This is a genomic window from Streptomyces violens, from assembly GCF_000717745.1.
GTDB lineage: Bacteria > Actinomycetota > Actinomycetes > Streptomycetales > Streptomycetaceae > Streptomyces > Streptomyces violens.
This window is the reverse complement of record NZ_JOBH01000017.1, coordinates 105,452-123,498: the sequence shown is the minus strand read 5'-3', so window position 1 is coordinate 123,498 and position 18,047 is coordinate 105,452. Positions and strand designations below refer to the sequence as shown.

The 18,047-nt window shown below is 73.4% G+C and carries 12 protein-coding genes; 3 read left to right on the top strand and 9 right to left on the bottom strand.

From position 1 onward, the window contains the following. Positions 1 to 422: 422 nt before the first annotated feature. Entirely contained in the window at positions 423 to 1,574 is a 1,152-nt protein-coding gene (locus IF04_RS0128765; protein WP_030264195.1) for a TOMM precursor leader peptide-binding protein, read from the top strand. A gap of 236 nt (positions 1,575 to 1,810) precedes the next feature. Beyond that, entirely contained in the window at positions 1,811 to 3,286 is a 1,476-nt protein-coding gene (locus IF04_RS0128760) for an ABC1 kinase family protein (protein ID WP_030264192.1), read from the top strand. Between the two features lie 70 nt (positions 3,287 to 3,356). On the opposite strand, the gene IF04_RS40285 is transcribed toward IF04_RS0128760, so the two are convergent. From IF04_RS40285 to IF04_RS0128740, 5 genes are all read right to left on the bottom strand, one after another. Continuing rightward, positions 3,357 to 3,608, bottom strand: coding sequence for a hypothetical protein (locus IF04_RS40285; RefSeq protein ID WP_157847723.1), 252 nt, complete (start codon positions 3,606 to 3,608; stop codon positions 3,357 to 3,359). A 404-nt stretch (positions 3,609 to 4,012) separates the two neighbouring features. Next, positions 4,013 to 4,330, bottom strand: a complete 318-nt coding sequence (locus IF04_RS0128750) for a hypothetical protein (protein WP_030264190.1) — start codon at positions 4,328 to 4,330, stop codon at positions 4,013 to 4,015. Further along, a complete protein-coding gene (locus tag IF04_RS0128745) occupies positions 4,327 to 4,680 on the bottom strand; it encodes a WhiB family transcriptional regulator (RefSeq protein WP_030264188.1) in 354 nt (117 codons plus the stop codon). Before IF04_RS0128745 ends, IF04_RS0128750 begins: the two co-directional genes overlap by 4 nt. A gap of 146 nt (positions 4,681 to 4,826) precedes the next feature. Beyond that, the gene (locus IF04_RS37825) at positions 4,827 to 5,183 is read right to left on the bottom strand and encodes a hypothetical protein (protein WP_078600917.1); all 357 of its coding nucleotides are present in this window, start codon (positions 5,181 to 5,183) and stop codon (positions 4,827 to 4,829) included. A 193-nt stretch (positions 5,184 to 5,376) separates the two neighbouring features. After that, positions 5,377 to 7,716, bottom strand: coding sequence for an ATP-dependent DNA helicase UvrD2 (locus IF04_RS0128740; protein WP_051831643.1), 2,340 nt, complete (start codon positions 7,714 to 7,716; stop codon positions 5,377 to 5,379). Between the two features lie 143 nt (positions 7,717 to 7,859). Between IF04_RS0128740 and IF04_RS0128735 the strand changes: the two genes are divergently transcribed. Next, complete coding sequence (locus IF04_RS0128735) at positions 7,860 to 8,114, top strand: glutaredoxin domain-containing protein (RefSeq protein ID WP_030264184.1); 255 nt, start codon at positions 7,860 to 7,862, stop codon at positions 8,112 to 8,114. Positions 8,115 to 8,182: 68 nt separating this feature from the next. On the opposite strand, the gene nudC is transcribed toward IF04_RS0128735, so the two are convergent. The 4 genes from nudC to IF04_RS0128715 form a co-directional block, all read right to left on the bottom strand. After that, a complete protein-coding gene (gene nudC, locus IF04_RS0128730; protein WP_030264181.1) occupies positions 8,183 to 9,118 on the bottom strand; it encodes an NAD(+) diphosphatase in 936 nt (311 codons plus the stop codon). Positions 9,119 to 9,201: 83 nt separating this feature from the next. Continuing rightward, positions 9,202 to 10,602 (bottom strand): dipeptidase, encoded by a 1,401-nt coding sequence (locus IF04_RS0128725; protein ID WP_030264179.1) that lies wholly within the window; start codon positions 10,600 to 10,602, stop codon positions 9,202 to 9,204. A 10-nt stretch (positions 10,603 to 10,612) separates the two neighbouring features. Beyond that, on the bottom strand, positions 10,613 to 14,134 hold the full coding sequence (locus IF04_RS0128720) for an ATP-dependent helicase (RefSeq protein WP_063829540.1): 3,522 nt from the start codon (positions 14,132 to 14,134) through the stop codon (positions 10,613 to 10,615). Between the two features lie 63 nt (positions 14,135 to 14,197). Further along, positions 14,198 to 17,836 carry an ATP-dependent helicase gene (locus IF04_RS0128715; RefSeq protein ID WP_078600915.1) on the bottom strand — a complete coding sequence of 1,213 codons (3,639 nt, stop codon included), beginning with the start codon at positions 17,834 to 17,836 and terminating at the stop codon, positions 14,198 to 14,200. Positions 17,837 to 18,047: the final 211 nt, after the last annotated feature.

The following is an 18,047-nucleotide window of genomic DNA, read 5'->3' as shown; positions in this document are numbered from 1 at the left end:
CCGACGTTACCTTCTGGCGCCGGGCGAAGTCCCGTCCCCGAGCCGGGTTGCGGGCGAAACCCTCCATGACGGGTACAGAGACGCTCAGCGCTTGTACGACTAATCGCGCCTTCTGTGGATAACTTCAGGCACCGATCCGGCCTTTGCCGCATGCTCGTGCCGTACGCCAGAACCGGACCTCCGCGGACGGCCGGAAGACCACCGCGAGTCCCTGCTCACTGCCCAGAAATTCGCGACCATCCGCCTGCCCAACGGCACCACCGACCAGCACCGCAGCAACGGGGGACGACATGCCGCACCCACACCCGACCATCTCACCACCCACGCCGCCCTCACCACCCGAATCGTCGAAAACCACCTCCCACCCCCAGCCCTCTCCTCTCCCCTCTCCCCCGTCGGCTCCCCTCCCTTCCCCGCATCCGATGCTCAAGCCGGCTCTGCGGCGCGGCTGGCCGGACAGGGCCACCGTGCGCTTCGGCGTCGCGCCGGCCCACGCCGTGGTGGTGGGCCCGGTGGACAGCGCGACCGGCAGTCTGCTGAGCCTGATCGACGGCACCCGCAGCGTGGAGCGGCTGGAGCGCGAGGCCAAGGCGCTGCAGCTGCCGTCGGGCCACGCCCGTGAGCTCGTCGGCCGCCTGGACGCTGCCGGGCTGCTGGACACTCCGGCCGGCGGCAGTCCAGCGACCGAAGCGCTCCAGACCGACCTCCCCGCCTTCGACCGGTTACGCCCCGACCTCGCCGCCCTGTCGGTACGCCATCGCGACTCGGCGGGCGCGGACGAACGGATGTGGGCGCGCCGCTCCTCACGGGTACTGGTGCGCGGCACGGGCCGGGTGGGCTCGGCGATCGCGGCACTGCTCTCCGCGGCGGGCGTCGGGCAGGTGGACGTGCACGACGGCGGCCGGGTCGAGCCCTGGGACGTGCTGCCCGCCGGCTTCACCGCCGATCGCGTCGGCGAGCGGCGGGACGTGACCGCCCGCCGCCTGGTCAGCGCCTCCTCTCCATGGACACGACGAACCGGCCGACCCACCCGGGCCGGCGGCGGCGCGTCCGCCCCGTCCGAAGAGCCCCCTCGCGCCCTGACGGTGCTCGCCCCACGGGACGGCCTGGCCGCCTATGCCCCCGACCCCCGGCTCGCCGAGCCGTTCCTCACCTCCGGCATGCCCCATCTGTTCGTGGGCGTGATCGAGGCCACGGGAGTGGTGGGGCCGCTGGTGCTTCCCGGCACCTCGGCCTGCGCCGGCTGCTGGGAACTGCGCCGTACGGACGCCGAGCCGGCCTGGCCCCAGCTGCTGGCCCAGTGGCGTTCGGGCCGCGCCGCGCCGGTCGTGCCCGCGTGCGACGCGGCGCTGGCCACGACGGTGGCGGGACTCGCCGCGACGCAGGTCCTGACGTTCCTCGACGGGCATCTGCCACCCTGTACGGGCGCACGGACAGAGCTTGCGCTCCCCTGTATGAGCTGGGACACCGATCAGATCGAGGCTCACCCCGAGTGCCCTTGTGGCGCGGCGCGCTCCCCTGTCACCGCAGCCGCCTCGGATCCTCGTCCCCGACACGCAACAATGACGGAGTAACCCCACCCGGGGCCAGCGCGAGTTGGAGGGGCGCATGCCGGCACAACCTCACCCAGCGGTCACCGACCCCGCGGCCACCGCCCGCGCCGTCCCGGCGGCCCTCACCGTCCCGGCCGTTCCAAGTGGACCGGCTGTTCCAGCCGACCCACCCGCTCTGATCGATCCGACCGCTCTGACTCACCTGACCTGTGGGAACAACGCTCCCGGCCGAGTCGGGACCTTGGGAGGACGCGCACATGTCTGATCTGCCGCGCAAGGCCGTCGTCCGGACCGCCAAGCTCGCCGCCCTCCCCCTGGGCTTCGCCGGACGCACCGCGCTCGGACTCGGCAAGCGCATCGGCGGGCGGCCGGCGGAGATGATCGCCACGGAGCTCCAGCAGCGCACGGCCGAGCAACTGTTCGCGACGCTGGGCCAGCTCAAGGGCGGGGCGATGAAGTTCGGGCAGGCGCTGTCCGTCTTCGAGTCGGCGCTGCCGGAAGAGATCGCCGGACCGTACCGCGCCGCGCTGACCAAGTTGCAGGAGGCGGCGCCGCCGCTGCCCTCCGCCACCGTCCATACGGTGCTCGCCCAGCGGCTGGGCGAGGACTGGCGGGAGCTGTTCGCGGAGTTCGACGACAAGCCGTCGGCCGCGGCTTCGATCGGGCAGGTGCACCGGGCGGTGTGGCACGACGGCCGCGAGGTCGCGGTGAAGGTGCAGTACCCGGGTGCGGGCGAGGCGCTGCTCTCCGACCTCGCCCAACTGGGCCGGTTCGCACGTCTGCTGGGCCCGCTCATCCCCGGGATGGACGTCAAGCCGCTGATCACCGAGCTGCGTGACCGGGTCTCTGAGGAGCTGGACTACGGCCTGGAGGCGGCGGCTCAGCGCACGTTCGCCGCGGAGTTCGCCGACGACCCGGACGTCGTGGTGCCGGCCGTCGTCCACCAGGGCGACGAGGTGCTGGTCACGGAATGGATGGACGGGGTACCGCTCTCCGAGGTGATCTCGGACGGCAGCCCCGAGGAGCGGGACCGCGCCGGACAGCTGCTGGCCCGCTTCCTCTTCTCCGGCACCGCCCGTACAGGCCTGCTGCACGCCGACCCGCACCCGGGCAACTTCCGCCTGCTGACCGGGCATGCCCCCGACGGCCCGCCGGAGGAATGGCGGCTGGGCGTAATGGACTTCGGCACGGTCGACCGGCTGCCGGACGGGCTGCCGCCCACGATCGGCACCTCGCTGCGAATGACGCTGGACGGCCAGGCGGATGCGGTCTATGAGCTGCTGTGCGAGGAGGGCTTCATCAAGGACTCCATCGACCTGGAGCCCGACGCGGTACTGGACTACCTCCTGCCGATCATCGAGCCCGCGCAGGCCGAGGAGTTCACCTTCACCCGGGGCTGGATGCGCACCCAGGCCACCCGGATCGCGGATCCCCGCTCCCCCGCCCACCAGCTGGGCAAGCAGCTGAACCTGCCGCCGGCGTATCTCCTGATACACCGCGTGACGCTGAGCACGATCGGTGTCCTGTGCCAACTGGGCGCGACGGTCCGCCTCCGGGACGAACTCACCACATGGCTACCGGGCTTCGTTCAGCCCGCCCCCGCCACCGAGCCCGCCCCCATCCCCGCCCAGTCCATCCGCGACACCTGTTCCGACGTGGAGACCGGCACCGGCGCGGGTCCCCTGGGCAGCGCGACCGCAGACGAGGAGGACGCCGAAGAAACCTCCGCCTGACCTGCTCCGCAGCGATCACCGCACCACCGCGACCACAGGACCTCCGCTGCGCTCCCCTGTGAATCGGCGATCACCACCAGGCCGAGTCCAGGCGGGATTCAATGGCGCGGAGGTGGGTGCGGGCGCAGGTTTCGCAGAAGTAGTGGCGGGTGCCGTTCTCGATGGAACAGGTCCAGGTCGCGGGTGTGCCGTCGGCCACCGCGCCGCACCGGGCACACACCGTGCCCTCGCCGGTCCCGGCGGGCCCGCCGGCCGGGGCGGACCAGTCGGTCCGGTCGGTTTCGTCGGTCAACTCCGCCCGTTCATGCGTCTCATGGTCCACTGCCCGACGATATCCCCGCCGAAGCCGGCAATACGTGCACAACGCACCAGTAAGGCTGTGCGTGTCGGAGCACGACTTCGGCATCCGGCGCACGGCTCCGTAGCACCGGCGCACGGTTCACTCACCGGGTGCACGCTCGATCACAACGGCGCACGACTTGGTCGAGATATTGCAACGCACGATCAGGATTCGGATCCGGATGTCGGCATGCGCGATCCAGTCCGGACATCGCCGCTCACGGCCCGACCCGGACGTCACAGGCCCGCTCGGGCACCGCACTCACCATCCACCCCCGCCCCGCCTCTCCCCGCACCGCCCCGGACAGCGCATAGCGCGCCGCACTGCCCGGGAAGGGCGTGGGGCGCGCTACGGGTGGGACCGGTGACGGGCGGGCGTCACCGGTGTCACTGCATGACGGCCATGGCCAGGGCGCGGCGGGCGCGGAGGGAGACGCGTTCGGCGCGGCGCTGCATGCGCCGGGCCGCGGCGAGCCGGAGGGCTCTGCGTTCGCTCTCGGCCTCGCTCAGGCGCTGATGGATATGGGCCCTCGCCAGGGCTTCTGGGATGAGTTGCATTTCACGGGTCCTGTTCTGACGACGCTCGTTCGCGCCGGAGTTCGCGGGGGCGGGGGTGTCGGTGAGGGAGGGGTTCATCGTGGGGTCCTGCTTCTGGGGGTCCCGGGTGGCGGGACGGTCGATCGTTCCTGTGCCAGTGGTGTTCATGCCGCGACCGGGTTCTTGCGCGGACGGCCACGCGGGCGCTTCCGGGGGACGACGACGCCCTGGACGAAGAGCTCGCCGCCCCAGACACCCCAGGGCTCGCGGCGGTCCTTGGCGCCGGCCAGGCACGCTTCGCGCACGGGGCAGGTCTGACAGAGCGACTTGGCGTACTCGACGTCGGCCGGCGACTCGGCGAAGAAGACCTCCGGGTCGTAGGTGCGGCACGGGACGGCGGCGCCGAGGCGGTCGATCTCGTCGTCGAGCTCGGTGAGGGGCAGCAAGGGGTTCTCCTGGAGGTCGGGCGGGGGAATCAGGTCGGTGGCGACGGACGGGGTGTGCGTCTGGAGTTGCACGGTGGTGTGTTCCTCGTCTGTTCGGCCCGGCTGGTGGCTGGGCTGTCGTGTGGCGCCCTCCGCCGGCTGCGGAGGGGCAAACAAAAGGGCCGCGGATCCCGGTGTGGGTTCCGCGGCCCTGGAAGGTGCCGACCTGATCTCGCCGATCAGGCTGGATCACTCCAGGGTTCGAGCCCGCGGAAGGCCCACATGCTGTTCTGCTGCGTGACGTACTGAGTCGTGGCGTACTGAGTCCGGGATTCGGCACCATTGGCCGCCGCAAAGGCAAAGGCGTGGGCGTTTGCCGCTGCTGCTACCTCAGGTGCCTTGGTCGGTCGCTCGCTGCGCTCACGAATCGGAAGAATCGCGAGGGACGCGGGACGCACTGCCGCGACGCCGGACGGACGGACGGAACCGGACAGGCCGGCTCCGGACAGACCGGTGCCATGGAGCGAAGAGCCGAGCGGGCAGGGGGCGACGACCGAGAGATCGGTCATTTTCTGGGTCTCGATGAAGCTGATCACTGGTCTCGCCTCCTTTCGGCGTCTTCGGGGACCGATGCGAACCGGTCCGGGTTGTTCAGTACAGCACGAATCCAACGGTTCTCGGAAGGCCCGTTGTCTCCGTGCTTCCGAAGGCTATGGGGATGCGCTCCGCGCGCGCAAACTATTTTTCCGACGACTTTTGCGCGTCGCAGAAACCGTTCCCCGGAAGCCCTCATTCCGTAGCGTCCTCGTCACCTCCGGCCTGGTCCGTCGCGAGTTCTCCACCAGGGAGTTCCTCCCCCGCGCACAGGGCCAGTACGTCGGCGCCGAATCTGCCGAGCTTGCGCCTCACTACTCCAGGGATGCTCGCCAGCTCCTGCTCGGTTCCCGGAACGGCCTCGGCTATCGCCATGAGTGTCTTGTCGGTGAAGACGCAGAATGCCGGCTGACCCAGCGCGGCGGCCTGCGCCGCGCGCCAGTCCCGCAGCCGCTCGTACAGCCCCTCGTCGAGGTCGGAGGGGCAGTCCTCGCAGCGCATCAGCTTCATCTCGCCGCCGTCGGTGAGCACCCGGCCGCACACCCGGCAGCGGATCGGCCCGCGGCGCTTGCGGCGGACCGTGTCCCGCTCCTCGCCCGGACCGGCCGCTCCCCCGCCGCCCACGCCGCGCTCGATGCCACCGCCCCCGCCGGGCGAGCGGTGTCCCGCGCCCCCGGCGCCCGGGCGCAGCCCTTTCAGGAACCGGCTGGGACTCCGGTGGGCCCGGCCGCCGGGAGACCGCGAGAGGGCCCACGAGAGGCTCAGGTGGCGCCGGGCGCGCGTGATGCCGACGTACAGCAGGCGGCGCTCCTCCTCCAACTGCTCGTCCGTCTTGGCGTACGTGATCGGCAGCATGCCGTCGGTGAGGCCGACCAGGAAGACCGCGTCCCACTCCAGGCCCTTGGCAGCGTGCAACGAGGCGAGCGTCACACCGTCGACGGTCGGGGCGTGCTGCGCGTTCGCCCGCTCGTCGAGCTCGGCGACCAGGTCGGCGAGGGTGGCGCCGGAGCGGGCCCGCGCGAAGTCCTCGGCGAGCCGGACCAGCGCTGCCAGCGACTCCCAGCGGTCCCGCACGGCACCGGAGCCGGCCGGCGGCCGGTCGTCCCAGCCCATCTCGCTGAGCACGGCCCGGACCTCGGAGGGCAGGTCCATGGCGTCGTCCAGCAGGGCATCGTTCCCGCCGAAGCGGGCCGCGGCGCGCAGCTTGTGCCCGGCCTCGCGGACCTCCGGACGCTCGAAGAACCGCTCGGCCCCGCGGAGCTGGTACGGCACGCCCGCGTCGGCCAGCGCCTGTTCGTACACCTCGGACTGGGCGTTGATGCGGAACAGGACGGCTATCTCGCCCGCGGGCACGCCCGAGGCGATGAGGTCCCGGATCCGGCGGGCTGTGCCCTCCGCCTCGGCGGGCTCGTCGCCGTACTCCGTGTGCACCGGCTCCGGGCCCGCCTCGCGCTGGGAGATCAGCTCCAGGCGGTGCTCGGCGGCGCGGCCGCGGGCCTGGGCGAGGAGGCCGTTGGCGAGATGGACGATCTGGGGGCTGGAGCGGTAGTCGCGGACCAGCTTGACGACGGTCGCGCCGGGGTGGCGGGTGCGGAAGTTCAGCAGGTGATCGGGGGTGGCGCCGGTGAAGCTGTAGATCGTCTGGCTGGCGTCGCCGACCACGCAGAGGCTGTCGCGGTCGCCGAGCCACAGCTCCAGGAGGCGCTGCTGGAGGGGGCTGACGTCCTGGTACTCGTCGACGACGAAGTGCTGGTACTGGGCGCGGACCTGCTCCGCGATGTCCGGGCGCTCCTGGAGCACGCCGACCGTGAGCAGCAGCACGTCCTCGAAGTCGATGACGCCGCGGTCCCGCTTGAGGTCCTCGTACGTGCGGTAGATCTGGGCGATCTCGGCGGGGTCGCGGGGGGCCTCGCGGGTCGTCTTGGCCACGGCGGCGGGATAGTCGGCGGGCACGGTCTGGGTGACCTTGGACCACTCGATCTCGCTCGTGACGTCGCGCAGCTCCGTGCGGTCCAGCCGGATGCCGGAGCGGGCTCCGGCCTCGGCGACCAGCTGGACCTTGCGGTCCAGCAGCCGGGGGACCTCGCCGCCGACGGCCTTGGGCCAGAAGTACTGGAGCTGGCGCAGCGCGGCGGAGTGGAACGTCCGCGCCTGGACGCCACCGGCGCCGAGCTGGCGCAGCCGGCCGCGCATCTCGCCCGCCGCGCGGTTGGTGAACGTGACGGCCAGGACGGTGGTCGGCTGGAGGATGCCCGCGCGGACGCCGTAGGCGATGCGGTGGGTGATCGCGCGGGTCTTGCCCGTGCCCGCACCGGCCAGCACGCAGACGGGGCCGTGCAGCGCGGTGGCGACCTCGCGCTGCTCGGGGTCGAGCCCTTCCAGCACCGCGTCGGCGTCCGCCGGGGCGGCGGGGAAGTTCGTCGCCTGCGGTGCCTGCGGGAAGAGGGTGGGATCCGTTGCTGCTGTCACCCCGCCATGCTGCCAGGTCCACGGCGGCGGCCGGGAATGTTGTCCACAGCCGCGCTCTGCGGTCATATGAATACGCGCGTCCCGTAGACGGCCGGGAATGGTCGGCAGTGGTGGCGCGTTAAACCTTCCGGCTGCGGCAGTCGCCGCGGTCCCCAGCAGCACAGCTGATCACAGCACACAGCTGACCAGCACGAAGGAGTACGGGACTCATGGCGGGCACTGTCACGATGTACAGCACCACGTGGTGCGGTTACTGCCGTCGGCTCAAGGGCCAGATGGACCGCGAGGGCATCGCGTACACCGAGGTCAACATCGAGCAGGACCCGGAGTCGGCGAAGTACGTCGAGGCCGTGAACGGCGGCAACCAGCTCGTGCCGACGGTCGTCGTGGTCCCCGAGAGCGGCGAGCAGCACGCGATGGGTAACCCGCCGCTGGCGTGGATCAAGGAGAAGCTCGGCGTCTGAGGCCCGCGGCCGGACGCGCGGAGGGCCGGAACCCACGGGGTTCCGGCCCTCACGCATGTCCGCGGCGGCTACGGCTTCGGCAGCGGCTTGCCGTACCAGAGCTCGATCAGGCGGGCGGCGATGGAGATGCCGTACGGCGGCAGCACCTCGCCCGATTCGAACGCCTCGCGCAGGTCCTCACGGGAGAACCAGCGGGCCTCCTCGATCTCCTCGCCGTCCACCTGGATCTCGGGCGAGGTGGCGCGGGCCATGAAGCCGAGCATCAGGCTGGAGGGGAAGGGCCAGGGCTGGCTGGCGACGTACTCGACGTCCCCGACGACCACGCCGGCCTCTTCGAAGACCTCGCGCCGCACCGACTGCTCGATGGACTCGCCGGGCTCGACGAAACCGGCGAGCGTGGAGAACCGGCCTTCGGGCCAGTGCACCTGGCGGCCCAGGAGTGCGCGGTCCTCCTCGTCGGTGACGAGCATGATCACGGCCGGGTCGGTACGCGGGTAGTGCTCGGCCCCGCAGGCCGGGCAGCGGCGGATGTGGCCGGCGGCCGCGATGACCGTGCGCTCGCCGCAGCGCGAGCAGAAGCGGTGCAGCCGCTGCCAGTTCTCCAGGGCGACGGCGTGCACAAGAAGGCCGGCGTCGCGCTCGGACAGCAGCAGCCCGGCTTCCCGCAGCCCCGCGGGGCGTGCGGACTGGTCCATGCGCCCCGGCAGCGAGTCCTTCTGCAGCGCGAAGTACCGGACGCCGTCCTCATCCTGGCCGAGGTAGTAACGGTGGGTCTCGGTCATCGGCGCCTCGAAGGAGGGCGTCATGACCAGTTCCGTGCGGCCGTCCGGGGTGTCGTCCACCAGCGCCTGACCGCCGGAGACCACGAAGACGCGCGTCGTCGGGTGGCTCCACGCCGCGGCGAGCCATGCCTCGTCGAGTCGGTGATGCGCGCTGCGGTCGATGCCGCTGTCGGCGCTGAAGGTGATGGGCCGGTCTGCGTGGTGATCGATCCGGGTGGTCACTGGTGTTTCCAACTCCCCCTATGCGAGAAGTGCGGGCTGCGTACGGATGTGCGGCGGCGCTACGAGGGGCCGCGGTGGGCGGGTCACGCCGGCCGCCAGTTCTCCGCCAGGTCGCCCCACAGGTACGCCGTGGTCTCGACGCCCTTCATGAGCAGATCCAGCTCGACCTTCTCGTTGGGCGCGTGCCAGCCGTCGGACGGGACGGAGATGCCGAGGAAGAGCACGGGGGCGCCGAGCGCGTCCTGGAGGTCGGCGGCGGGTCCGGAGCCGCCCTCCCGGGTGAAGCGGATCTGCTGCCCGAAGGCGCGGCCCATCGCGCGGGCGACCGACTGCAGGGCGGGGTGGTCCAGTGGGGTCAGACAGGGCCGGGTGGCGCCCCAGAAGGTGATGTCGTGCCGGATGCCGGCGGGCAGCCGCTCGGCTACCCAGGTGCGCACGGCCTTCTGGACGGCGTCCGCGTCCTGGCCGGCGACCAGCCGGAAGGAGAGCTTCAGCTGCGCACTGGACGGCACGATGGTCTTGCCGCCGGGGCCCTGGTAGCCGCCGCCGATGCCGTTGACCTCGGCGGTGGGGCGGGCCCAGATGCGCTCCAGTACCGAGTAGCCCGCCTCGCCGAGGGCCGCGTGGGAGTGCGCCGTACGCAGCCACGCGTCCTCGTCGAAGGGCAGCTCGGCGAAGAGCTCCCGCTCGCGCTCCGTGAGCTCGATCACGCCGTCGTAGAAGCCGGGGATCGCGACCCTGCGGTTCTCGTCGTGCAGCGCCGCGGCCAGCCGGGCCGCCTCGGTGGCCGGGTTCGGCACGGCGCCGCCGAAGGAGCCGGAATGGATGTCCTGGTCGGGGCCGTACAGGTCGATCTGGCAGTCGGTGAGGCCGCGCATGCCCGTGCACACCGTCGGGGTGTCCTTCGCCCACATGCCGGTGTCGGAGACGATCACCGCGTCGCACGCGAGGCGGTGCGCGTGCTTCGTGATCAGCGCGGGGAAGTTCGGCGAGCCGGACTCCTCCTCGCCCTCGATGAGCAGCTTGAGGTTGACGGCGGGAGCGGTGCGGCCGGTCGCTTCTAGGTGCGCGCGCACTCCGAGGGTGTGGAAGAACACCTGGCCCTTGTCGTCGGCGGCGCCGCGCGCGTACAGCTTGCCGTCGGCGGTGTGCGGCTCGAAGGGCTCCGTGTGCCAGCCGTCCTCAAGGGCGGCGGGCTGCACATCATGGTGGCCGTAGACCAGCACGGTCGGCGCCTCGGGGTCGCCGGACGGCCACTCGGCGAACACCGCGGGCAGGCCCTCGGTCTCCCAGACCTCGGCGGTCGGGAAGCCGGTCTCGGTGAGCTTCGCTGCGAGCCATTCGGCGCTGCGGCGTACATCGGGGGCGTGGCCGGGGTCGGCCGACACGGAGGGGATGCGCAGCCAGGCGCCGAGGTCGTCGAGGAAGGCGTCACGTCGGCTGCTGATGTACGTGCGGACAGCGCTGTCCGGGGTGCTGCTCATACCCCTGAGCCTATCGGCCCGCCTGGGACGCACGGTCGCCGGTCTCACCCCCGTGACCGGCCGGGTACGCCCGGTCGCCGCCGTACGGCTCCGCTGCGCCCTCCGGGTCCTCGCCAAGCAGGATGCGCTCCAGCTCGCGGCGGCCGGGGAGCCGGGCGGGGCGGACGACCTCGCCGCTGCGTACGTACACGAAGGCGGCGCGCACGGCGGACAGCGGGACGCCGCGCTGCTCGGCCCATCCGAGGCGGTACAGGGCCAGCTGGAGCGGATCGGCGTCCTGGCCGCGGCCGGTCTTCCAGTCGACGATCTCGTAGGTGGGGCCGGGGTGGCCGTCCGGTGCCTCCGGATCGGGGTCCAGGCGGTACACCGCGTCGATGCGGCCGCGGATGAGCCGGCCCGCGAGGGTGAGCTGGACCGGTGCCTCCACACGGTACGGCGTGCGCTGCGCATACGGAGTGCGCGCGAACGCCTCCTTCAGTACGGCGAGGTCCCGCTCGTCGGCGATGCCGTCCCCGTCCGGCTCGTCGTCGGCCGCGCCGGGCAGCTCCTCGGGGCCGAGCATGGGCAGCGTCAGCTCCTCGAAGCGGGACTCGACCCAGGCGTGGAAGCGGGTGCCGCGGCGCGCGGCGGGCTGCGGGGGGCGCGGCATCGGGCGGGCCAGCTCCCGCGCGAAGCCGTCCGGGTCGGCGGCCAGCCGCATCATCTGCGAGGCGCTGAGCGAGGCCGGCAGCGGCACGTCCTGGACGCGCGCCCTGGACCTGCGCAGCTCGCCCGCCAGCGCGTCGAGGTCCCGGTCCCAGGAAGCGATCGTCCGCCGCTCCTCGGGGACGAGCGTGACCGCGGCGTCGGCCGCGTCGCCGTCCCGGGCCGCGGGGACGGTGGGGACGACCGCAGCCCCACCGGAGTGCTCGGGAGAGCCCGGGTGTGCGGGGTCGGGCGCGGGCACGGGGATCTCGGCCCCGATCTCTTCAGAGGCACCGTCGGCGGGGGCGTCCGCGGCCGCTTCGAGGTGCCGCAGGTGCTCCAGTACCGCTTCCGCCGCCCCTCGGCGCCGGGTCATCGCCTCCGGGTCCAGCGGGAGCGGCCACTCCCCTGTGCCGTCGTCGGCCGCCGCCACGAGGGCCGGGTTCTCCGCGTCCTCCTCGGGAGGCTCGGCCCACTCCTCGACCTCGCCGTGGCCCGCCTCGCAGTGCGCGCGCAGCGCCTCCAGGAAGGCGGACGGGCCGCGCGGCTTCTTCTGGTCGGGGCCCCACCAGTGGCCGGAGCCGAGCAGCAGGGAGCGCGGGCGGGTGAACGTGACGTACCCGAGGCGCAGCTCCTCGGTGGACTGGTGGTCCTTCATCGCCTCCTTGAACGCCTTCATGCCGCGGCTGTCCCACTGCTGCACATCGGGGAGGGTGTCGGCGTCGCCCCGCAGGCCGTGCGGCAGCACCTTGGCCTGGCTGGTCCAGGACTCGCGGGCCCGGCTGCTGGGGAACTGCTTGTCGACCAGCCCGGGGACCGCGACCACGTCCCACTCCAGGCCCTTGGACTTGTGCGCGGTCAGGACCTTGACAGTGTTCTCGCCGCCCGGGAGAGAGCTGTCGAGGCCCTTTTCGTGCTGCACGGCCGTACGGAGGAAGCCCAGGAAGGCGAGCAGCGTGGCCTCGCCGTCCAGGGCCGCGAAGCCGGCGGCGATGTCCAGGAAGGAGCCCAGGGTCTCCCGGCGGCGGGCGGCCAGGGCGTGCGGGGAGGCGGACAGCTCGACGTCGAGCCCCGTGGTGGCCAGGACGCGGTGCAGAACGTCCATCAGGGGGTCGCCGAGGGAGCGGCGCAGGTCCCGCAGTTCGGCGGCGAGGTGGGCGAAGCGGACCCTGGCGTCGGCCGAGAAGGGCAGCCCGGCTCCCGGCCCGTCGCCCTCGGGAGCGGCGCCGTCCGTCCCGAGGAACGTGTCCAGCGCGTCGGCGAGGGAGATCACCTCGGCAGGGTCGGTGCCCTCGACGGCCTCGGCGAGGCGCCGCTCGGGGTCGTCGGAGGGCCCGTCGCGGTGCACGAGCGTACGGGCGAGGCGGCCGAGCAGGGCGAGATCCCGGGGGCCGATGCGCCAGCGCGGCCCGACGAGGAGGCGGACCAGGGCGGCGTTGGCCGTGGGGTCCTGCAACACCTCGCAGACCGCGACCAGATCGGCGACCTCGGGGAGGTGCAGCAGCCCGGAGAGGCCGACGACCTCCACCGGGATGTCGCGGGCGACCAGCTCGCCCTGGATGCGGGCGAAATCGCCGGCCGTGCGGCACAGGACGGCGATCTCGCCGGGCGGTGTGCCCGTACGGACGAGGTGCGCGAGGGAGTCGGCGAGCCAGCGCATCTCGTCGGCGTGGGTGGGCAGCAGGGCGCAGCGCACGATGCCGTCGCGCTCCGCGCCGGGTGCCGGGCGCAGCGCCTCGACGCCTTCGTGGCGCTCGCGCAACGGCGCTGCGAGGCCGTTGGCGAGGTCCAGGAGGCGGCCGCCGCTGCGGCGGTTCTCGCTGAGCGCGAAGCGGCTCGCGGGGCTGCCGTCGGCGAACGGGAAGTGCCGGGGGAAGTCGTCGAGGTTGGCCACGGAGGCGCCGCGCCAGCCGTAGATGGCCTGGCAGGGGTCGCCGACGGCGGTGACGGCGTGGCCGGTGCCCCCGCCGAAGAGCCCGGAGAGCAGCAGGCGCTGGGCGACCGAGGTGTCCTGGTACTCGTCCAGGAGGACGACGGCGAACTCCTCGCGCAGCAGGCGGCCCACCTCGGGGCGCGTGGTGGCCAGCGTGGCGGAGAGGGCGATCTGGTCGCCGAAGTCCAGGAGGTCGCGGCGGCGCTTCTCGCTGCGGTACGCGCCGACCAGTTCGAGCAGCTCCAGGCGGCCGCGCACCGCCTCGGGGACCTGGCGCAGCTCGGCGTTGCTGAGCTTGGCGGCGCCCAGCTCGGCCAGCAGCCGGGTGTCGTGCGCGCGCAGCTCCTCAGGGGTGACGAGGTGCTCGGCGAGCTCGCCGTCGAGGGCGAGGAGGTCCTCGACGAGGGTGGGCAGCGACGTGGTGAGCGCGGGATACGGACCCGGCGCCGCGCGCAGCACTCGGGCGGCGAGCTGGAAGCGGGTGGCGTCGGCGAGCAGCCGGGCGCTGGGCTCGACACCGATGCGCAGGCCGTGGTCCTTCAGGAGCTGCCCGGCGAAGGCGTGGTACGTGGAGATGCGCGGCTCTCCGGGGGCGTCGTCGGCGCCGCCACGGCCGGCCGGCAGCGGATCGGGGTCGGTCACGCCGGCCGCGAGCAGAGCCGTGCGGACGCGCTCGGCCAGCTCGCCCGCCGCCTTGTTCGTGAACGTCAGGCCGAGGACCTGCTCGGGGGCGACCTGCCCCGTGCCCACCAGCCACACCACCCGGGCAGCCATGACCGTCGTCTTGCCGGAACCGGCGCCGGCCACGATGACCTGCGGGGCGGGCGGCGCCGTGATGCAGGCCGTCTGCTCCGGGGTGAACGGGATGCCCAGCAGCTCTTTGAGCTGCTCGGGGTCGGTGATGCGTGCGGACACGTCCGAGACGGTAACGGGCGGCACTGACAACGGAGCAAAAGAGCCGGTCAGTGGGGTGGACCGTCACTCGACGACGTGCTGTCCCTCGGGCCGGGCCGAGCAGGAGCTCTTGAACGCGCAGTGGGCGCAGTGCTTGCCGGTCGAGGGGACGAAGCGCTCCTCCAGGACCCGCCCGGCGGCGGTGGCCAGCAGGTCGCCCACCCAGTCGCCGTCCAGCGGCTGCTGGGCCTGCACCACGGGGAGCGCGTCGCCGCCGTCCTTCTTGGGCGCGCCCTGGCGCAGGTGTACGAGCTCGGCGCCGCCGGCTTCCGGGGTGCGTCCCTCGAAGGCCTCGTCGACCGCGCCCTCGCGCACCGCGAGCTGGTACACGGCGAGCTGCGGGTGCCGGGCCACCTCGGGCCCTGTCGGCTTGCTCTTGCCCGTCTTGAAGTCCACGACGTACGCACGGCCGTCCGCGTCGGCCTCGACACGGTCCATGCTGCCGCGGATGCGGACCGCGTACTCCCCCGCCTCCCCGGCCTGCAGCGTGACGTCGAAGCCGTGCTCGGTGGCGACCGTGGTGCGGCCGAGCGTCTCGCGCTCCATCACGTGCCAGCGCAGGAAGCGCTCCAGGGCGGCGCGCGCGCTGTCCTTCTCCTGGCGCGACTTCCACGGCGCATCGAAGGCGAGCGCGTCCCATACGGAGTCCAGCCGCTCCATCAGGACGGCGAGGTCGGCGGGCGTGCGCCCGGAGGCGACCTCGTCGGCCAGGACGTGGACCACGTTGCCGAAGCCCTGCGCGGCGGTCGCGGGCGCGTCCGCCCTGACCTCCCGGCCCAGGAACCACTGGAGCGCGCAGGCGTTCGCGAGCTGGTCGAGCGCGCTGCCCGAGAGCGCCACAGGGGTGTCGCGGTCGCGCAGCGGTACGGAGCTGTGCGTCGGCTCGTACAGGCCCCACCAGCGATACGGGTGCGCGGCGGGCACCAGGGGGCGGCCCTCGTCGTCCCGGAGCGCGGCCAGCCTGGCGAGCCGCTCGGTGGCGGCCGTGCGCAGCGCTTCGGAGGCCGCGGGGTCGACGACGGTGGCGCGCAGCTCGGCGACGAGTGCCGCCACCGAGAGCGGGCGGCGCGGGCGTCCGGTGACGTCCACCGGGTCGACGCCGAGCTCGGTGAGGAAGCGGGAGGGCTGGTCACCGTCGTCGGCCGCGGCCTTCACGGCGGTGACGACCAGGCGCTCGCGGGCGCGGGTCGCCGCCACGTAGAACAGCCGGCGTTCCTCGGCGAGCAGCGCGCCCGGGGTGAGCGGTTCGGCGAGGCCGTCCCGGCCGATCCGGTCGGCCTCCAGGAGGGAGCCGCGGCGGCGCAGGTCGGGCCAGAGCCCTTCCTGTACGCCGGCGACCACCACGAGGCGCCACTCCAGGCCCTTCGCACGGTGCGCCGTCATCAGGCGGACCGCGTCGGGCCGTACCGTGCGGCGGGTCAGCGTGTCCGCCGCGATGTCCTGGTTGTCCAGCTCCTCCAGGAAGTTCAGGGCGCCGCGGCCGCCGGTGCGTTCCTCGGCGCGGGCCGCGGTCTCGAAGAGCGCGACGACGGCGTCCAGGTCGCGGTCGGCGTTGCGGCCCGCCGCGCCGCCGCGCCGGGCAGTCCGCTCCAGCCGTCCCGGCCACGGTGTGCCGTCCCACAGCTCCCACAGCGCCTGCTCGGCGGTGCCGCCCCCGGCGAGCAGCTCGCGCGCCTTGCGCAGCAGCAGGCCGAGCCGCTGGGCGCCTCGCGCGTACGCCGGGTCGTGCGCCACGAGGCGCTCCGGCTCGTCCAGCGCCTCGGCGATGAGCACGTCCGAGGGGCGCGGCACGCTCCGCCCGGCGGCCCGCTCCTCCTCCCGGAGCGCGCGCCCGAGCCGCCGCAGGTCGGCGGCGTCCATCCCACCGAGCGGGGACGTGAGCAGCTCCATGGCCACCTCGGGCGCGATGCGCGTGGCCTCCGCGGCCGCCGCGACGGCTCCGTCCGGCTCTCCCTCCAGCGCCTCCACGGCCCCGTCAAGCTCCCCGGCGGCCTCCTCGCCGTCCGCCGGCTCCGCCGACGGCTCCTCGCCGCTCTCCGGCGCCTCCAGCGGCTCCTCGGGCCCCTCCGGCCCGCCGGCCGGCTTCCCGTCCAGCTCCTCGCGCAGCTCCCCGTCCAGTGCCTCGTCCCCGTCCGGTACCGCTTCCCCGTCCACCCCCGGTGCGTCCGTCGCCGCCACCCGCAGGGCCAGCAGCAGCGGCGCGACCGCGGGCTCGTGGCGCAGCGGGAGGTCGTCGCCGTCGATGTCGAGGGGGACGCCGGCGGAGGTGAGCGCACGGCGTACGGACGGGATCGAACGGCCGCCGGCACGTACGAGGACGGCCATGTCCTGCCACGGGACGCCGTCCTCCAGGTGCGCCCGGCGCAGGATGTCGGCGATGTTGTCCAGCTCGGCGCCTGCCGTGGGGTACGTGTACGCCTCGACCCGCCCGCCGTCCCGTACGGGGGTCGGCTCGCGGTGCTCCCGGACCTGACGGGCGGGCAGCCGGTTGAGCGGCATCCGGCGGGTGAGCACCCGGGTGGCCGCGACCAGCGCGGCCCCGGAGCGCCGGGCGGTGCGCAGCACCTGTACGGGCGCCGGCGCGCCGTCCGCGCGCCGGAAGGTCTCCGGGAAGTCGAGGATGCCGTTGACGTCGGCGCCACGGAAGGCGTAGATCGACTGGTCCGGGTCGCCGAAGGCGACCAGGGTGCGGCCGCCGCCCGCCCCGGTGACCGCGGGCCCGCGGTTCCCCGCCAGCGCGTGTAGCAGCCGGACCTGTGCGGCGTCGGTGTCCTGGTACTCGTCGACGAACACCGCGTCGTAGCGGCGCGCCAGCTCGGCCGCCACCTCGGGGCGCTCGGCGAGCAGCACCGCACGGTGCACCAGCTCGGCGTAGTCCAGCACCCCCTGGGCGTCCAGGACGTCGAGGTACTCGGCGAGGAAGCCGGCGGCGGCGCCCCAGTCGGGCCGTCCCGTGCGGCGCGCGAAGTCGCCCAGCGCGTCCGGGCCGAGCCCCAGCTCCCTGCTGCGCGCGAGCACGGCCCGCACCTCATCGGCGAAGCCGCGGGTGGTCAGGCACGCCCGCAGCTCGTCCGGCCAGCCGACCGGCGCGCGGTGCTCACGGGCCAGCTCGGCCTGGCCGGCCAGCAGCTCGCGGACCACGAGGTCCTGCTCGGGACCGGACAACAGGCGCAGCGGGTCGGCGAAGAGGTCGGCGTCCTGGTGGGCGCGGACCAGCGCGTAACAGAAGGAGTGGAAGGTGGTGGCCTGTGGGCTGCCCGCCCGTCGCACGGGCTCGCGCACCGGCGCCCCGTCAGCACCACGCGCCGCCTCCCCCTCGTCAGGCCCCGTCTCATGGCTCAGCCGTGCCGCCATCCGGTCGCGCAGCTGCACGGCGGCCTTGCGGCTGAAGGTGAGGACGAGGATCCGCTCGGGGTCGGTGCCCTGCCGCACCCGCCGGGTGACCGCCTCGACGAGCGTCGTGGTCTTGCCCGTACCGGGACCGGCGAGCACGAGCAGCGGGCCGTCCTCGTGGTCAACCACACCGCGCTGACGTGCGTCCAAGGCAGGAAGGCGCACCGCGTCCGGCCGGGTGCGCACCAGGCGGTACGCGCCGGGGGCATCCCGCCGCGCCGGCTGCGGATGCGGCCGGGCCTGCGGAATCGCCGAGGGGGAGGAACTCACGTGGATCGCCTGTGCCGGGGTCTGAGGTGCGGTTGCGGTGGTACTGGGGGCCTGGTGTGCGGATGCGGTGGAGACGGGGAGCCGGTGGATGATGCCGGACGTTCCGTCTGCGGTGATGCTGGTGTGACGAGGTAAGGCTGTCGATGCGTGTGGTGTGGGAGTGCGGGATGGTTCGGGTGTTGATGTCCGCCGTGAGGGCTGCGCCCGACGC